At 62.8% G+C, this 17,101-nt stretch carries 13 protein-coding genes; 5 read left to right on the forward strand and 8 right to left on the reverse strand.

What is annotated here, in order from left to right; translation table 11 throughout:
* Positions 1-379 precede the first annotated feature (379 nt).
* Genes ptsP through M5C71_RS06805 form a run of 3 tightly spaced genes read left to right on the forward strand, consistent with a single transcriptional unit; the run spans position 380 to position 5,948 of the window.
* Positions 380-3,241 (forward strand): phosphoenolpyruvate--protein phosphotransferase, encoded by a 2,862-nt coding sequence (gene ptsP / locus M5C71_RS06795; RefSeq protein WP_248767516.1) that lies wholly within the window; start codon positions 380-382, stop codon positions 3,239-3,241.
* A complete protein-coding gene (gene pfkB / locus M5C71_RS06800) occupies positions 3,241-4,182 on the forward strand; it encodes a 1-phosphofructokinase (RefSeq protein ID WP_248767517.1) in 942 nt (313 codons plus the stop codon). The genes ptsP and pfkB overlap by 1 nt, the downstream gene beginning before the upstream one ends.
* 11 nt (positions 4,183-4,193) lie before the next feature.
* A complete protein-coding gene (locus M5C71_RS06805; RefSeq protein WP_248767518.1) occupies positions 4,194-5,948 on the forward strand; it encodes a PTS fructose-like transporter subunit IIB in 1,755 nt (584 codons plus the stop codon).
* Positions 5,949-6,107: 159 nt separating this feature from the next.
* On the opposite strand, the gene M5C71_RS06810 is transcribed toward M5C71_RS06805, so the two are convergent.
* From M5C71_RS06810 to M5C71_RS06845, 8 genes are all read right to left on the reverse strand, one after another.
* Positions 6,108-8,639: a sulfite reductase flavoprotein subunit alpha gene (locus M5C71_RS06810; RefSeq protein WP_248767519.1), complete on the reverse strand. Its 2,532-nt coding sequence runs from the start codon at positions 8,637-8,639 to the stop codon at positions 6,108-6,110.
* 175 nt (positions 8,640-8,814) lie between these two features.
* The gene (locus M5C71_RS06815) at positions 8,815-9,222 is read right to left on the reverse strand and encodes a type II toxin-antitoxin system HicB family antitoxin (RefSeq protein ID WP_100941218.1); all 408 of its coding nucleotides are present in this window, start codon (positions 9,220-9,222) and stop codon (positions 8,815-8,817) included.
* Complete coding sequence (locus M5C71_RS06820; protein ID WP_103494709.1) at positions 9,191-9,415, reverse strand: type II toxin-antitoxin system HicA family toxin; 225 nt, start codon at positions 9,413-9,415, stop codon at positions 9,191-9,193. The genes M5C71_RS06815 and M5C71_RS06820 overlap by 32 nt, the downstream gene beginning before the upstream one ends.
* A gap of 180 nt (positions 9,416-9,595) precedes the next feature.
* Positions 9,596-10,759 (reverse strand): type III PLP-dependent enzyme, encoded by a 1,164-nt coding sequence (locus tag M5C71_RS06825; RefSeq protein ID WP_248767520.1) that lies wholly within the window; start codon positions 10,757-10,759, stop codon positions 9,596-9,598.
* A 337-nt stretch (positions 10,760-11,096) separates the two neighbouring features.
* The gene (locus M5C71_RS06830) at positions 11,097-12,254 is read right to left on the reverse strand and encodes a betaine/proline/choline family ABC transporter ATP-binding protein (protein WP_248746403.1); all 1,158 of its coding nucleotides are present in this window, start codon (positions 12,252-12,254) and stop codon (positions 11,097-11,099) included.
* Positions 12,251-12,904: an ABC transporter permease gene (locus M5C71_RS06835; RefSeq protein ID WP_152741217.1), complete on the reverse strand. Its 654-nt coding sequence runs from the start codon at positions 12,902-12,904 to the stop codon at positions 12,251-12,253. The genes M5C71_RS06830 and M5C71_RS06835 overlap by 4 nt, the downstream gene beginning before the upstream one ends.
* Positions 12,905-12,913: 9 nt before the next feature.
* Positions 12,914-13,807 carry a glycine betaine ABC transporter substrate-binding protein gene (locus M5C71_RS06840; RefSeq protein WP_152741216.1) on the reverse strand — a complete coding sequence of 298 codons (894 nt, stop codon included), beginning with the start codon at positions 13,805-13,807 and terminating at the stop codon, positions 12,914-12,916.
* Positions 13,808-13,827: 20 nt separating this feature from the next.
* Complete coding sequence (locus tag M5C71_RS06845) at positions 13,828-14,544, reverse strand: ABC transporter permease (RefSeq protein ID WP_103494714.1); 717 nt, start codon at positions 14,542-14,544, stop codon at positions 13,828-13,830.
* 340 nt (positions 14,545-14,884) lie between these two features.
* Here M5C71_RS06845 and M5C71_RS06850 point away from each other — a divergent pair, with 340 nt between their 5' ends.
* Positions 14,885-16,468, forward strand: coding sequence for a peptide chain release factor 3 (locus M5C71_RS06850; protein ID WP_100941225.1), 1,584 nt, complete (start codon positions 14,885-14,887; stop codon positions 16,466-16,468).
* A gap of 303 nt (positions 16,469-16,771) precedes the next feature.
* Positions 16,772-16,990, forward strand: coding sequence for a hypothetical protein (locus M5C71_RS06855; protein ID WP_248767521.1), 219 nt, complete (start codon positions 16,772-16,774; stop codon positions 16,988-16,990).
* The last annotated feature ends 111 nt before the right edge of the window (positions 16,991-17,101 follow it).

Consider the following 17,101-nt stretch of genomic DNA (forward strand, 5'->3'; position numbering starts at 1 on the left):
AGCGTTCAGGTCTGCATTTTCGCTGATCGTATCCTATTCCGGCAGCCGACCTTCGTCGTCCAGTTGTCAAAAGACGACGGAGCTTCAGATATCGGGCTGTATACAACCCGCATGTCGCAGCCTTTGGGCCGTCAAACGCCTCGACGGCCCGCCATGGTCCAGCGGTTTTTCAAGAGGCCCTGGGGCTTCAACACCGAACAATAATCGAGTAACGTGACCAACACTCTAGATTAAACGTTTCAGCAAGCGTATTTTTGCGGCATTCGGCCCGTGTCATGGTCCTGCCAGAAGACCGTTGCACATTGTTCGGGCCACCCGCCTAAGCTGATTCATTCAAAACAATACCTAGCGTCCCTATGACGCTGAATAGGAGAAAGGCATGCTCGAGCTCACCGTAGAGCAGATTTCCATGGGCCAGTCGGCCGTGGACAAGTCTGCGGCCCTGCAACTGCTCGCGAACAGACTGGTGGCCGACGGCCTGGTGGCCGAGGGGTACCTGGCGGGTTTGCAGGCGCGTGAAGCCCAGGGCTCGACCTTTCTCGGTCAAGGTATTGCGATTCCCCACGGCACGCCGGAAACCCGCGACCAGGTGTTCGCCACCGGTGTGCGCCTGCTGCAATTTCCCGACGGTGTGGACTGGGGCGACGGTCAGATCGTCTATCTGGCCATCGGTATCGCCGCACGCTCCGACGAGCACTTGCGCCTGCTGCAACTGCTGACCCGGGCCCTCGGCGAAACCGATCTGGGCCAGGCCCTGCGTCGTGCCAGTTCCGCTGAAGCGCTGCTCAAGCTGTTGCAGGGCGCGCCCCAGGAGCTGGCGCTGGATGCACAGATGATCGGCCTGGGCGTGGCCGCGGACGATTTCGAAGAGCTGGTTTGGCGCGGAGCCCGTCTCCTGCGCCAGGCCGATTGCGTCAGCAATGGTTTTGCCGCCGTGTTGCAGCAGGTCGAAGCCCTGCCCCTGGGCGATGGCCTCTGGTGGCTGCACAGCGAGCAGACGGTCAAGCGTCCGGGCCTGGCTTTCGTGACCCCGAACAAACCGATCCGCTACCTCGGTCAGCCCCTGAGCGGCCTGTTCTGCCTGGCCAGTCTCGGCGAAGCGCACCAGGCTCTGCTCGAGCGCCTGTGTGCGCTGTTGATCGAAGGCCGTGGCCAGGAACTGGGGCGCGCCACCAGCAGCCGTGCGGTGCTCGAAGTCCTCGGTGGTGAGCTGCCGGCCGATTGGCCGAGCGCGCGGATTGCCCTGGCCAATGCCCATGGTTTGCACGCCCGGCCGGCGAAAGTCCTGGCGCAACTGGCGAAGCATTTCGAAGGTGATATCCGGGTGCGTATCGTCGACGGCACGGGCAGTGCCGTGTCGGTGAAAAGCCTGAGCAAGTTGCTCAGCCTCGGTGCCCGGCGTGCCCAGGTGCTGGAATTTATCGCTGAGCCGAGCATTGCCGCCGATGCCTTGCCGGCGCTTCTGGCGGCGGTGGAAGAAGGTCTCGGCGAGGAAGTCGAGCCATTGCCGGCGATCAGTGCCGCGAGCCCGGTGCCGGAAGAAGTACTCGTGCCCCTGGTGGCGCCGAGCGCCGGCAGCCAACTCCAGGCCATCGCCGCCGCACCGGGCATCGCCATCGGCCCTGCCCATGTCCAGGTGCTGGCGCAGTTCGATTACCCGTTGCGTGGCGAGTCCGCGCTGGTTGAGCGTCAGCGCCTGCAACAGGCCATGGACCTGGTGCGCGCGGACATTGAAGGGCTGATCCAGCGCAGCAAGGCCAAGGCCATCCGGGAAATCTTCATTACCCATCAGGAAATGCTCGACGACCCGGAACTCAGCGACGACGTCGAAGCCCGCCTCAAGCAGGGCGAAAGCGCCGAGGCCGGCTGGATGGCCGTGATCGAGGCGGCGGCCCGTCAGCAGGAGGCGTTGCAGGATGCCTTGCTGGCCGAACGCGCGGCGGATCTGCGGGATGTCGGCCGGCGTGTGCTGGCGCAACTCTGTGGCGTCGAGACCCTGGCCGAGCCCGACCAGCCTTATGTGCTGGTGATGGATGAGGTCGGTCCTTCGGATGTGGCGCGATTGGACCCGGCACGGGTTGCCGGGATTCTCACGGCCCGCGGCGGGGCCACGGCCCACAGTGCAATCGTGGCCCGGGCCCTGGGCATCCCCGCCCTGGTTGGTGCCGGCGCGGCGGTGCTGCTGCTGGCGCCCGGTACGCCGTTGCTGATCGACGGGCAGCGCGGCCGCCTGCATGTCTCGCCGGATGAGGCGACCCTGCAGCGTGCCTTGCAGGAACGTGACACCCGCGAGCAACGCCTGCGCCTGGCCTCGGAGCAACGCCACGAACTGGCGCTGACCCGCGATGGCCACCCGGTCGAAGTGTTTGCCAATATCGGTGAAAGCGCCGGCGTTGCCAGCGCAGTGGAGCAGGGAGCTGAAGGCATCGGCCTGCTGCGCACCGAACTGATTTTCATGGCCCATCAGCAGGCGCCGGACGAGGCGACCCAGGAAGCCGAATACCGTCGCGTGCTCGATGGCCTGGCGGGTCGGCCGCTAGTGGTGCGGACCCTCGATGTGGGCGGCGACAAACCGCTGCCGTACTGGCCGATCGCCAAGGAGGAAAACCCCTTCCTCGGTGTGCGCGGTATTCGCCTGACCCTGCAACGCCCGCAGATCATGGAAGGGCAGTTGCGTGCCTTGCTGCGGGCCGCCGACAACCGTCCGTTGCGGATCATGTTCCCGATGGTCGGCAGCGTCTCCGAGTGGCGCCAGGCGCGGGAGATGACCGAACGTCTGCGGCTGGAAATCCCGGTGGCCGACCTGCAACTGGGGATCATGATCGAGGTGCCGTCGGCGGCGTTGCTGGCGCCGGTGCTGGCCAAGGAAGTGGACTTCTTCAGTGTCGGCACCAACGACCTGACCCAGTACACCCTGGCCATCGACCGTGGTCACCCGACGCTCTCGGCCCAGGCCGATGGCCTGCACCCGGCGGTACTGCAACTGATCGATATCACCGTGCGCGCGGCCCATGCCCATGGCAAGTGGGTCGGCGTGTGCGGCGAGCTGGCGGCTGATCCTTTGGCGGTGCCGGTGCTGGTAGGGCTGGGCGTGGATGAGCTGAGCGTTTCGGCGCGGAGCATTCCCGAGGTCAAGGCGCGGGTCCGCGAGCTGAGCCTGCCCCAGGCCCAAGCGCTGGCCCAGGCCGCCCTGGCGGTGGGTAGCGGCGATGAAGTCCGTGCCCTGGTGGAGGCTTTGTAATGGCGCGGATTCTGACCCTGACCCTGAACCCGGCGCTGGACCTGACCGTGCAGTTGGCACGGCTGGAGCCCGGCCAGGTCAACCGCAGCGAAGCGATGCAGACCCATGCCGCCGGCAAAGGGGTGAATGTCGCCCAGGTGCTGGCGGACCTGGGCCATCAACTGACCGTGGGCGGCTTTCTCGGCGATAGCAATCCGCAAGCGTTCGAGGCCCTGATGGCGCGTCGCGGTTTTGTCGACGCCTTTGTCCGGGTACCGGGGGAAACCCGTAGCAATATCAAGCTGGCCGAGCATGACGGACGGATCACCGATCTCAATGGTCCCGGTCCTTTGGTCAACGAACAGGCGCGGCAAGCCTTGCTGGATAAACTCGACCTGATCGCCCCGGGGCACGACGCCGTGGTGGTCGCCGGCAGCCTGCCGCAAGGGGTGAGCCCCGAGTGGTTGCAGGCGCTGCTGTTGCGCTTGAAAGGTCTCGGCCTGAAGGTCGCCCTGGACACCAGCGGCGCGGCGTTGCGCGCCGGTCTCGCGGCGACGCCCTGGTTGATCAAGCCCAATGGCGAGGAACTGGCCGAGGCCTTGCAGATTCCCGTGAACTCGTTGCAAAGCCAGGCCGAAACCGCCGCGCGACTGCAAGCCCAGGGAATCGAGCATGTGGTGATTTCCCACGGTGCCGAAGGGGTGAACTGGTTTTCCGGCGCGCCGGCTTTGCAGGCCCTGCCGCCGAAGGTAAAAGTCGCCAGCACGGTGGGGGCCGGCGACTCGTTGCTGGCCGGCATGCTGCACGGGCTGCTCAGCGGTCACTCCGCCGAACAGACCCTGCGCACCGCCACCGCGATTGCCGCCCAGGCGGTGACCCAGATCGGTTTCGGCATTAGCGACCGGGCGCAGTTGGCGCAGCTTGAAAGCGGCGTCCGCGTGCACGCCCTGACAGAACAATAAGAGGGATAGTGATGAAATTAGCCATTGTTACCGCCTGCCCGAACGGCATGGTCACCAGTGTGCTCTGCGCCCGCCTGCTCGATGCGGCGGCCCAGCGCCAGGGTTGGAGCACCAGCGTCGAAGTCCACGACAGCCAGCACCCGGAGCGCCAATTGTCGGCGGCCACGGTCGATGCCGCCGAATGGGTCCTGCTGGTCAGCAGCGTGCCGGTGGAGATGTCGCGGTTTGTCGGCAAGCGGGTGTTTCAAAGCACTCCGGCCCAGGCGTTGCAGGATGTCGAGGCGGTGTTGCGTCGCGGTGCCGAAGAGGCCCAGGTGTTTGTCGCGCCCAAGGTCGCCCCTGCGGTCGCGGCCGAACCGGTTGCGGCGCCCAAGCGCGCCCCGCGCCTGGTGGCGGTGACCGCCTGCCCGACCGGCGTGGCCCACACCTTTATGGCCGCCGAAGCCTTGCAGCAGTCGGCCAAGCGCCTGGGCTATGAGTTGCAGGTGGAAACCCAGGGTTCCGTCGGCGCCCGCAACCCGCTGAGCGCGGCGGCGATTGCCGAGGCCGATGTGGTGTTGCTGGCGGCGGATATCGAAGTCGCCACCGAGCGTTTCGCCGGCAAGAAAATCTACCGTTGCGGTACTGGCATCGCCTTGAAGCAGCCGGACGCGACCCTCAACAAGGCCCTGGCCGAAGGTCAGCCGGAACAGGTCGCGACGGGCAGCGGCGGTGCTCCGGCCAAGCAGGAAAAGACCGGCGTCTACAAACACCTGCTGACGGGTGTCTCGTTCATGTTGCCGATGGTGGTGGCGGGCGGTCTGATGATCGCCTTGTCGTTCGTCTTCGGCATCACCGCCTTCAAGGAGCCCGGCACGCTGGCGGCGGCCTTGATGCAGATCGGCGGTGAGAGCGCGTTCAAGTTGATGGTGCCGTTGCTGGCCGGCTATATCGCCTATTCGATTGCCGACCGTCCGGGCCTGGCCCCGGGGATGATCGGCGGCCTGTTGGCGAGCACCCTGGGCGCGGGTTTTATCGGCGGCATCGTTGCCGGTTTTCTTGCCGGCTACAGCGCCAAGGCGATCAATCGTTATGCGCGGCTGCCCAGCAGTCTTGAGGCGTTGAAACCGATCCTGATCATTCCGTTGCTGGCGAGCCTGTTCACCGGTCTGGTGATGATCTACGTGGTGGGCAAACCGGTGGCGGGGATGCTCGAAGGGCTGACCCATTTCCTCGACAGCATGGGCACCACCAACGCCATTTTGCTCGGGGTGTTGCTGGGCGGGATGATGTGCGTCGACTTGGGTGGACCGATCAACAAGGCGGCCTATGCCTTCTCGGTCGGGCTGCTGGCGTCGCAGAGTTATGCACCGATGGCGGCGACCATGGCCGCGGGCATGGTGCCACCGATCGGCCTGGGGATTGCCACGCTGATTGCGCGGCACAAGTTTGCCCAGAGCGAGCGCGAGGCGGGCAAGGCGGCGTTTGTGCTGGGGCTGTGCTTTATCTCCGAGGGGGCGATTCCGTTTGCCGCCAAGGACCCGTTGCGGGTGATTCCGGCAAGCATTGCCGGTGGTGCGCTGACCGGTGCCTTGTCGATGTATTTCGGTTGCAAGCTGATGGCGCCCCACGGCGGTTTGTTCGTGATGCTGATCCCGAATGCGATCAACCATACATTGCTGTACCTGCTGGCGATCGTCGCCGGTAGCCTGCTGACGGCGCTGGCCTATGCCGTGCTCAAGCGGCCGGAAGTCATCGAGTTGGCGGTGGAGCCGGTGCGGGCGTAACCGCGTTTGGCTTCGGATATTGCGGCGGTAGTTGCTCCGCGATCGCCAGCAAGCCGGCTCCTACAGGTGTTGTGTCGCACGCAAGGTTCGCGTTCGACCACATCCTGTAGGAGCCGGCTTGCTGGCGATGAACGATAACGCGGTGTCTCGGTGTAGCCGTCAGTACACATCCCGCCGATAACGCCCTTGCTCGATCAATTGCTCGACGGCCTCGGCCCCGAGCAACTCCAGCAGCACCTGATCGACCCCCGTCGCCATCCCCTGCAAGCTGCCGCAGATATAGATCGCCGCACCGTTCGCCAGCCATTGGCGCAGTTCATCCGCCGCTGCGCGCAGGCGATCCTGGACATAGATCTTTTCTGCCTGGTCACGGGAAAACGCCAGGTCCAGGCGCGCCAGGTCACCGCTGGCCAGCCAGCCTTTCAGTTCTTCCCCGCAGTGGAAGTCATGGGCGATATTGCGCTCGCCGAACAACAACCAGTTGTCCCGCTGGCCATCGGCAATGCGCGCCTTGAGCAAGCTGCGCAAGCCCGCCAGGCCCGTACCGTTGCCCAGCAGAATCAACGGGCACAGCGCCGTCGGCAAATGGAAACCACTGTTGCGCCGCAGCCGCAGGCTGATACCGGCGCCCGGCGCCGCATGCTCGGTCAACCACCCGGAACCCAGGCCCAGGCTGCCATCGGCGTGGCGCTCCTGGCGCACGATCAACTCCAGTTGCCCATCGCTTTCAATGGAGGCGATGGAGTATTCGCGCGGGCTCAACGGTATCAGCGCATCCACCAGGGCCTGGGCATGCAGGCCGACCAGATGAGCCCGGTTCTCCGGCAACTGGCGTGCTCCCAGGGCCTGGGCGAGGCTTTCCTGCAAACCGTCGAGTTGTACCGGAGTGTCGGCGTCAAGTCCGAGTCCGGCGAGGAAGCGTTCCACTGCCAGGGCACTCTGGCGTGGGAGGATTTCCACCAGGTCACCGGCTTGCCATGGGGTCGCCGTCTCGGCCGTCAGGCCCAGCAGGTAGACGGCGGAACCGGCGCTGCCCGGGTTGAGCAGGTCGCGCTGGCGCAAGGTCCAGTTGGCGAAACCCGGTGCCTGCCAAGCCACCGGAGGCGTGCCGCCGGTCAGTTGGTTGAGTTGCTGTTGCCAATAGCGCAGGGCGTAGGGATCGCCGTTGTCGACTTCGACCGGGGCGAACAGGGTATTGCCGCCACGTGCTTCCAGCCACCGATGCAGGCGTCGGGCGAAACCGCAGAAGTGTTGGTATTGCCGGTCGCCCAGGGCCAGTACCGAATAGTTCAGGGTGCCGAGGGACAGCGGCTGGCCGAGTACCTTGCGTTCGAAACCGCGGGCACTGTCCGGTGCCTCGCCGTCGCCGAAGGTGCTGACGACAAACAGCGCATGCTGCGACTCGCGCAGGTCCCGCTCATTGATGTCGGCCAGCGGGCTGACCCGCACCGGTACGCCGGCGGCCTGCAACTGACCGGCGCTCTGCCAGGCCATCTGTTCGGCGAAACCGCTCTGGCTGGCAAAACCGATCAGCCAGGCGGAGGTCTCGCCGTCTTGTGGCTCCAAGTCCAGGCGGGCTTGCTTGACCTGGCGTTTCTTGCGCCGCCGATCGAGGTACAGCAGCCAGCCGGTGACGAAGAACAGCGGCATGGCCAGGCTCGATAGGGTCAGCAGGACTCGCCCGGTGATCCCGAAGTAGCCGCCGGTGTGCAGCGCATAGAGGCTGGTCAGCAACTGTGCCTTGAAGCTTTGGTCGGCGTAGCGCAGTTGGTCGCTGATCACCCCCGTGGCCGGGTCCAGGTTGATCTGGTTGAGGGCGCGCTCATGGGGCGAATCCTTGAGCAGGTAGTAGACCGTCGCCGGTTGCCCGGCCACCGCCGGCATGCGGATGTTGTAGGCGCTGAGGTCGGGGCCCGTGGCCCGCTGGATACTGGCCCAGATCGCGTCGTAGTCGGCGCTCGGCACCGGGCCGCCGGGTGCCGGTTTGCGCTGCCCACCGCCGCGATGCTGGATCGGTGAGTCGGCCAGCAGTTTGTTCAGGCCGTCGCTGTACCACTCGTAGGACCAGAACAGGCCGGTCAGCGCCGACAGCAGGTAGAGCAGCAGGCACCAGGTGCCGGCGACCGCGTGCAGGTTCCAGTTGAAGGCGCGACCTTTTTTCGCCCGGTCGAGGGTCAGCCAGACCCGCCAGTTCAGGGCCTGGCGCGGCCAGCGCAGATAGAGCCCGGAAAGGCAGAAGAACAGCAGCATCAGGGTGCACGCGCCGGTGATCTGCCGGCCGGTATCGCCCAGGGCGAGAAAACGGTGCAGTTGCAATACCAGGGCGAAGAAGTCCTGGCCTTGCGCCTCACCCTGGTACTCGCCGGTGTAGGGGTCGAAATAGCGCATCTGCCCACGGCGTTCACCGGGCGCAGGTGTGAAGGCGACCCGCGCGGCGTTGTCGCCATGGGGGGAAACCCAGAGCATGGCGACGGTCTTGCCTTCGCGGGCTTCGAGCCTGCGCACCAGTTCGGCGGGGGGCAGGGCTTCAGCGTGCTCCGGTACTTCGAGTTGCAGGACGTCGGGGTTGAGCAGGCCTAGCAGTTCGTCCTGGAACGACACCGTGGCTCCGGTAATGCCCATGAAAGCCAGCACCAGCCCGGCAGTAATGCCGAACAGCCAGTGCAATTGGAACAGTGTTTTCTTCAACACGGCGACCGCCTTGCTTTCTCGAAGTGATTCTCGCGACGTGCATTATGCCGTGTGTTTGTGAGAATGCGACGAATTCATATTAACGGCGTTTTTTTCGTGTGACAAAACGGACAAAAGCCCCGTTCCTGGGCAGGAGCGGGGCTTGGGTCGATGCACGAGCGGGTGGGTTGAAGGCTCAGGCGCCTTGCAATATGCGTAAGGCCGCCGTGGCCAGGAAGCCCGACCGACTCTTCTGCTCGGGATGATTGCGCACGTAAGCGTCGATACGGCTCAACAGGTAACCGGGCAAGGTGATATTGAGTTTTTCCGACTTGCCCAGGTACTGGGTGATATCGATGTCCACCAGTGCCCAGATGCAACCTGCGTAGTCCGGGTTTTTCGCGTGCTGGGTCACGGTGCCCGCCCGAGGGATGGGCGCGTCGTCCTCGGCGAGAATTTCCAGGTGTCCCTCGATGGCTTCACGGGCCATGGCCAGGGCATCGTCCAGGTCCTCGCCCGCCGAGAAGCAGCCCGGAATATCCGGAACCTCTACGCCCCAGGCGTGTTGCTCGTCACCGGGTTGAATCGCAATGGGGAAAAGCATGATGGTCTCCTGCTTGCAACTGTGCTTGTTTCAGGATGCTGTTGACTGTCTTGGTCAGTAGGTCTTTCTTCGGATGGGGGATGGTCAACAGCCCTGGCTTGTACAGGTGCTTGAAATGGTGGTGACTGCCCTTGATCCTGACCAGATACCAACCGTCCGCTTCGATAAGCCTGATCAGCTGTCGGCTATTCAAGACGACGTTCCTTGTCGTTGGGGTTTGGTGGTTACTGTACCCACCAAATTCCACAGGGCAACAGTACACCGCTTCGAAAGGTTTTGCAGCATGTGAAATAGAAAAGGCCCGTGAGGGTTCACGGGCCTTTCGGGAGCAACGCGCGGTGTCCGCAAGGCCGCCTTTCAGCGGCCCGGCGCATCACACGTAGAAGGATTTCAGCGGCGGGAAGCCATTGAATTCCACGGCGCTGTAGCTGGTAGTGTAGGCGCCAGTGGACAGCCAGTACAGGCGGTCGCCGATGGCCAGGTTCAGGGGCAGGCCGTACTTGTAGTTTTCATACATGATGTCGGCGCTGTCGCAGGTAGGGCCGGCGATGACCACTTCTTCCATCTCGCCTTTCTTCTCGGTCCAGATCGGAAACTTGATCGCCTCGTCCATGGTTTCGATCAGGCCGGAGAATTTGCCCACATCCGTGTACACCCAGCGCTCGACGGCGGTACGGGATTTACGCGCGACCAGTACCACTTCGCTGACCAGGATACCGGCGTTGGCGATCAGCGAACGGCCCGGTTCCAGGATGATTTCCGGCAGGTCGTCGCCGAAGTCTTCCTTGAGGAAACGGATGATTTCTTCCGCGTAGGTTTCCAGGCTGTTGGTACGGGTGATGTAGTTGGCCGGGAAGCCGCCACCCATGTTGATCAGCTTCAGGTGGATGCCGTCTTCTTCCTTCAGGCGTTCGAAGATCACCTTGACCTTGGCGATCGCCGCGTCCCAGACGCTGATATCGCGCTGTTGCGAACCGACGTGGAAGGACACGCCGTAAGGCACCAGGCCCAGGTCGCGGGCGAGGATCAGCAGGTCCATGGCCATGTCGGTCTGGCAGCCGAACTTGCGCGACAGAGGCCAGTCAGCGGTGGTCGAGCCTTCGGTGAGGATGCGCACATAGACTTTCGAGCCCGGGGCGGCCTTGGCGATATTGCGCAGGTCGGCTTCGGAGTCGGTGGAAAACAGACGCACGCCCTTCTCGTAGAAGTAGCGGATGTCCCTGGATTTCTTGATGGTGTTGCCGTAGCTGATACGGTCGGGGGTGACGCCCTGGCCCAGGACCTTGTCCAGCTCGTAGATCGACGCGATGTCGAAGCTGGAGCCTTTCTTGTTCAGCAGGTCGATGATCTCGACAGCCGGGTTGGCCTTGACGGCGTAATAGACCTTGGCGAATTCGAAACCGGCGCGCAGGTCATCGTAGGCCTGGCTGATCATCGCGGTGTCGATCACCACGAACGGGGTTTCTTGCTGGTCGGCGAACGCCTTCATTTTGTCAAAAGTGGCGCGCGCGAAATAGTCTTCGACCTGAATCGACATGCTGGGAACTCCTACTGGCAAACTAGATTGATCAATGGGTGCAAATGAACGTCCTCCGTATCCCCACTTTGGTTCGCCTACTTCCCAAGGCATGTCGCCGAAAGCAAAAAGGCCATGGGAACAACCGCTTCCCTTGGCCTTGCTGTCTCGTCGTCAGTACTTGAGCCGGATGGATCGTTTCCAGCATGGACGTTCGGCGCGAACTTTAGGACTTGAAGGGCTTGAGATCAACTAAAAATGTCGCGTTTTTACACGCGCCCGTCGCGTAGCCCGGATCAGTCACCTGTTTAACCGACCCGGATGACAGTCTGATGTTCCCGATCACTGACCGATGGTCTCAGGCCATGGCCACTTCAGCGGGCGAGACGATACTGGTCTTGGCCCCGCGCGAACGCCCGGAACTCAGGTAGGCGGCAATCGACTCCTGGGTCACTTCGCCAAGGAACACCCGCTCGGCGTCCATCACCGGCAGCCACGAACGATTGAACTCGTACATCCGCGACAACAGGATGCGCAGGTGCTCGTCGTAGGCCGCCGTGGCGTTGAACTCGCGCAGGAACTGCGCGCAGGTCCCGGTCTGACGGTGCAGGTCGCGACGTCTTACATAACCCAACGCCTTGTTCCCGGCGTCGGTGACCACCACGTAGCGACGGTCATGTTCGTCCATCAGTTCCAGGGCATCGGCCACCGGGGTCTCCGGGCTTACCGAGGGCGCGTTGTCCGCCGCGTCTTCGGCTTTCACCAGCAGCAGGCGCTTGAGGGTGCTGTCCTGGCCGACAAAACTGCTGACGAAATCGTCGGCCGGGTGGGCCAGCAGGGTGTCCGGGTGGTCGATCTGCAACAGCTTGCCGGCGCGGAAGATGGCGATCTTGTCACCCAGCTTGATGGCTTCGTCGATATCGTGGCTGACCATGATCACGGTCTTGTTCAGCGCCCGCTGCATCTCGAAGAACTCGTTCTGGATCATCTCGCGGTTGATCGGGTCGACCGCGCCGAACGGTTCATCCATCAGCAGCAATGGCGCATCGGCCGCCAGGGCGCGGATCACGCCGATCCGCTGTTGCTGTCCACCGGACAACTCACGCGGGTAGCGATGCAGGTACTGCTTGGGCTCCAACTTGATCATGCTCATCAACTCGCGGGCGCGGTCGTGGCATTTCTGCTTGTCCCAGCCCAGCAGTTTCGGCACCACCACGATGTTTTCCTCGATGGTCATGTTGGGGAACAGGCCGATCTGCTGGATCACATAACCGATATTGCGGCGCAGGGTCACCTCGTCGAGGTCGGTGGTGTCTTCGCCGTTGATCAGGATCTTGCCCGAGGTGGGCTTGATCAGGCGGTTGATCATCTTCAGCGTGGTGCTCTTGCCGCAACCCGAAGGGCCGAGGAATACACAGATCTCGCCTTCGTTGACGGTCAGGCTCACGGAATCAACGGCGGTGATGGTCTTGCCGTTGCTTTGGAAGGTCTTGGTCAGGTTTTGAAGTTCGATCATTTGAGCAGTCCTTTTGGAGTCAGCGTGCGTTGCAGCCATTGCAGGAGCAGGTCGGCGGCGATGGCCAGGAGGCTGACCAGGACGGCGCCGACGATCAGCATCGACATGTCACTGCGACTGATGGCGGCCAGAATCAGTACCCCCAGGCCACCGGCACCGATGGTGGCGGCGATGGTCATGACACCGATGTTCATCACCACGGCGGTGCGGACACCGGCGAGGATCACCGGCACCGCGATGGGCAGCTCGACCATGCGCAGGCGCTGGCCGAAGGTCATGCCGATGCCCCGCGCGGCTTCGCGGATACCCGGCTCGACACCTGTCAGGGCCAGGTAGGTGTTGCGCATGATCGGCAGCAGGGAATAGAGAAACACGGCGGTGATCGCCGGCAGCGGTCCCAGGCCCTGGCCGAATTTGGAGTAGAACGGCAGCAGCAGGCCGAACAGGGCGATGGACGGCACGGTCAGTAGCACGGTGGCGCTGGCCTGCAGTGGCCCGGCCAGGGTGGGGAAGCGGGTCATCAGCACGCCCAGGGGGACGCCGACGACAATCGCGAGAATCACGGCGATGCCCACCAGGGTGATGTGCTGCCAGGTCAGATGCAGGACCTGTGTCCAGTCGAGATGGGAAAAGGCGTTGAGAAATTCCATGTCTTCTCCTCAGTTGATCGGATGTTGGCGCAGGAAATCGGCGGCCACGGCGGACGGGCTTTCATGGTCGACATCGACCCGCGCATTCAACTGGCGCATGGTGTCGTTGTCGAACAGCGCCGCCAGTGGCTTGAGATCGGCGGCCAGTTGCGGATGGGCGTCGAGATAGACCTGGCGCACCACCGGTGCGGCGGTGTAGTCCGGGAAGTAATGCTTGTCGTCTTCCAGCAGCTTCAATTTGAAGGCGTTGAGGCGACCGTCGGTGGTGTAGACCAGGCCGGCAAATACCTGGCCGTTGCGTAGCGCCGTGTAGACCAGGCCGGCGTCCATCTGCCGGGTGTTCTTGCGGGTCAGGTTCATCTGGTACAGCTTGACCATGCCGGCCATGCCGTCGGAACGGTTGGCGAACTCGGTGTCCAGGGCCACCAGGCGGTTTTCCTGGCTGTCTTCGGCCAGGGCCTGGGTCAGGTCGCTGATGCTGTTGATCCGCGGGTATTGCTTGGCCACGTTCTCCGGCAGGGCCAGGGCGTAGGTGTTACTGAACTTTGACGGCGCCAGCCAGACCAGGCCTTTTTTCGCGTCGAGCTCCTTGACCCTTACGTAGGACTGTTCGCTGTCGAGTTTTTCGTCGACATGGTTGTAGGCCACCAGCGACACGCCGGTGTATTCCCAGATCAGGTCCAGTTGCCCGCTTTCCTGGGCGCTACGCGCCAGGTTGCTGCCCAGGCCGCCGGTCACCTGGGGGTTGTAGCCCTTGGTGCGCAGGTACTGGGCGGTGATTTCCGCCAGCAGGGTCTGTTCGGTGAAGACCCGGGCGCCGATGCGGATCAGCGGTTTTTCAGCGGCTTGTACGATTCCTGCGCACAGCAGGACGCAGACCAGTATTGCAGTCAGTCTTTTCATGTTGATTCCTTTGCCGAGCCTTAAGACGGGCGCAACCCGCGTTCCAGCCAGAGGCGGCTGGTCATGGTCACCAGGCCGTCGAGCAGCAAGGCCAGCAGCGCGGTACAGGCGGCGCCGAGCAGCAGTTGCGGCTGATTGTTCAGGGCGATGCCGGGGAAGATCAGGCTGCCCAGGCTGTTGGCGCCGATCAGGAACGCCAGGGGCGCGGTACCGACGTTGATCGCCAGGGCCACCCGTACACCGCCGATGATGATCGGCACGGCGTTGGGCAGTTCCACCTGCAAGAGCACCTGGCGCGGGGTCATGCCGATGCCGACAGCGGCTTCTTTCAGGGAACCCTGGACGTTTTTCAGGCCTTCGTAGGTGTTGCGCACGATGGGCAGCAGGGAGGCGAGGAACAGGGCAAAGATCGCCGGGCCGCTGCCGATGCCCAGCACGCCGAGGGCGATGGCCAGTACGGCCAGGGGCGGGACGGTGTTACCGATATTGAAGATCTGCATGAAGCGTTCCGCGCGCCCGACCATGCTCGGTCGGCTCAGCAGGATACCGGCGGGAATCCCTACGATCAGGGCGGCAAGCATGGAGACAAGAACCAGGATCAGATGAGCTTGCAGGTAAAACAGCAAATCGTCGCGGTACAGTTCGATCGTGTTGATGCCAATCCAGTGGACCAGCAGGGCCAGGAGAGCGACGACAACCGCTCCTCCTATCAGCCCTTTGCCATAGCGAATAGCCACAGGCGGACTCCTTTATTTCAGTCGGCGAGCACATTCCCGAGCGGCAATGCCATTCCTGGCTGTCGGCGAATATGTTCGCGAAATGCAGCTCGTCACTGCCGGCAAAGCGGCAGGCGGTCGAGCCATAAGCGCAGCCTCGTCAGGCTGACTTGCAGGTATTTCAGCCCCCGGTACGATTCAGGTAGCAGGGGAGTGGACGCCTCCACCTTTTAAAAGGTTCCATGGTTGGCGGTATTTAGCCACCCTTGAAGTCACTGCAAACGGGTGAGCGGTGGTCCGTGGGCCTCGGTTTGCGCTATACTCGCCGCCCTTTTTTGACTCACCTGCCAGGCGATTTCCCATGACCCACCAGGCCGCCGAAGTCGCGAAACGCCGCACTTTCGCCATTATTTCCCACCCCGATGCCGGTAAAACCACCATCACCGAGAAGCTCCTGCTGATGGGCAAGGCGATCGCGGTGGCCGGCACGGTGAAATCCCGTAAATCCGACCGCCATGCCACCTCCGACTGGATGGAAATGGAAAAACAACGGGGTATCTCGATTACCACGTCGGTCATGCAGTTCCCGTATCGCGATCACATGATCAACCTGCTCGACACCCCGGGCCACGAAGACTTCTCCGAAGACACCTACCGCACCCTGACCGCGGTCGACTCGGCGCTGATGGTCCTCGATGGCGGTAAGGGCGTCGAGCCACGGACCATCGCCCTGATGGACGTCTGCCGTCTGCGGGACACGCCCATCGTCAGCTTTATCAACAAGCTCGACCGGGATATCCGTGATCCGATCGAACTGCTCGACGAGATCGAAGCCGTCCTGAAAATCAAGGCCGCGCCGATCACCTGGCCGATCGGTTGCTACCGCGACTTCAAGGGCGTGTACCACCTGGCCGACGACTACATCATTGTCTACACCGCCGGTCACGGGCATGAACGCACCGATGTGAAAATCATCGAGAAGCTCGACTCCGACGAAGCCCGTGCCCACCTGGGTGACGAGTACGACCGTTTTGTCGACCAGTTGGAGCTGGTGCAGGGCGCCTGCCACGAGTTCAACCAGCAGGAGTTCCTCGACGGTCAGCTGACCCCGGTGTTCTTCGGCACCGCCCTGGGCAACTTCGGTGTTGACCATGTGCTGGACGCCGTCGTTGATTGGGCGCCGATGCCTCTGGCTCGAGTCGCCAACGAACGCACCGTGGAGCCGGTGGAAGAGAAGTTCGCCGGTTTCGTGTTCAAGATCCAGGCGAACATGGACCCCAAGCACCGCGACCGGATCGCCTTTATGCGCATCTGTTCAGGCAAGTACGACAAGGGCATGAAAATGCGCCATGTGCGGACTGGCAAGGATGTGCGGATCGGTGATGCGCTGACCTTCTTCTCCTCCGAGCGCGAGCAGTTGGAAGAGGCCTATGCCGGCGACATCATCGGCTTGCACAACCACGGCACCATCCAGATCGGTGACACCTTCACCGAGGGTGAGGCCCTGGGCTTTACCGGTATCCCGCACTTCGCCCCGGAACTGTTCCGTCGCGTGCGCCTGCGTGACCCGCTCAAGTCCAAGCAACTGCGCCAGGGTTTGCAGCAGTTGGCGGAAGAGGGCGCGACCCAGGTGTTCTTCCCCGAGCGCAGCAACGACATCATCCTCGGCGCCGTCGGTGTGCTGCAGTTCGATGTGGTCGCCAGCCGCTTGAAAGAGGAATACAAGGTCGAGTGCTCCTATGAGCCGATCACCGTGTGGTCCGCGCGCTGGATTGATTGCAGCGACAAGAAGAAGCTCGACGAGCTTCGGGTCAAGGCCGTGGAAAACCTCGCGTTGGACGGCGGCGGTCACCTGACCTACCTGGCGCCGACCCGGGTCAACCTGGCGCTGATGGAAGAGCGCTGGCCGGACGTGAAATTCCGCGCGACGCGCGAACACCACTAAGGCGTTGCTCGCGGCGGTATTTGTCGCACCTTTGAAAAACCCGCTGCCCAGGCCGCGGGTTTTTTATTATGGGCGTTGCAAAAAAATCGAGCTTAGGCAGCGCCGAGAGGGGTAATCAAAAAGATCTATATTCTTTTTGAGTCTAATTGTAATTCAGAATGATTCTATCGCCAGCCAGCAGTTTTCATCTAGCCAGTATGGAAAAGTCCGTTCAACGGGTCTAGGTTCAGACAAGTTGCCGTTGGCTTCTTGAAGTCGGCTGCAAGGTGCTGGTGATCTATCCACAGAGGGACGGAAGCGACGATGAAAATTTTTCAACGCAGCGTGCTGCTGATCAAGGTGCTGGTGCTGTTGATGGTGGGGGCTTCAAGTGCCTGGGCCAGTAATGCGGTGTCGGATCATGGAGCGGTTTCTCCTTCGAAATCCGCGGTGCACGCGCTTTACGCCGATGACACGGAAAAGAAAGCCCCGGATCAGGATGATCAAGGCGACAGCGATGAAGACGGTGACAGCGATAGCTGAGTCGCACGAATGAAAAAGCCCCTTGCGCCCAGCGAATAACGCGCTCGACGAAAGAGGCCGTACTACCGTTTTCAGCGCTCTCGCTTATTCAGGAGAGCGCTTTTTTGTTGC

Origin of the sequence: Pseudomonas sp. MWU12-2345, from assembly GCF_023242385.1 — a bacterium.
GTDB lineage: Bacteria > Pseudomonadota > Gammaproteobacteria > Pseudomonadales > Pseudomonadaceae > Aquipseudomonas > Aquipseudomonas gingeri_D.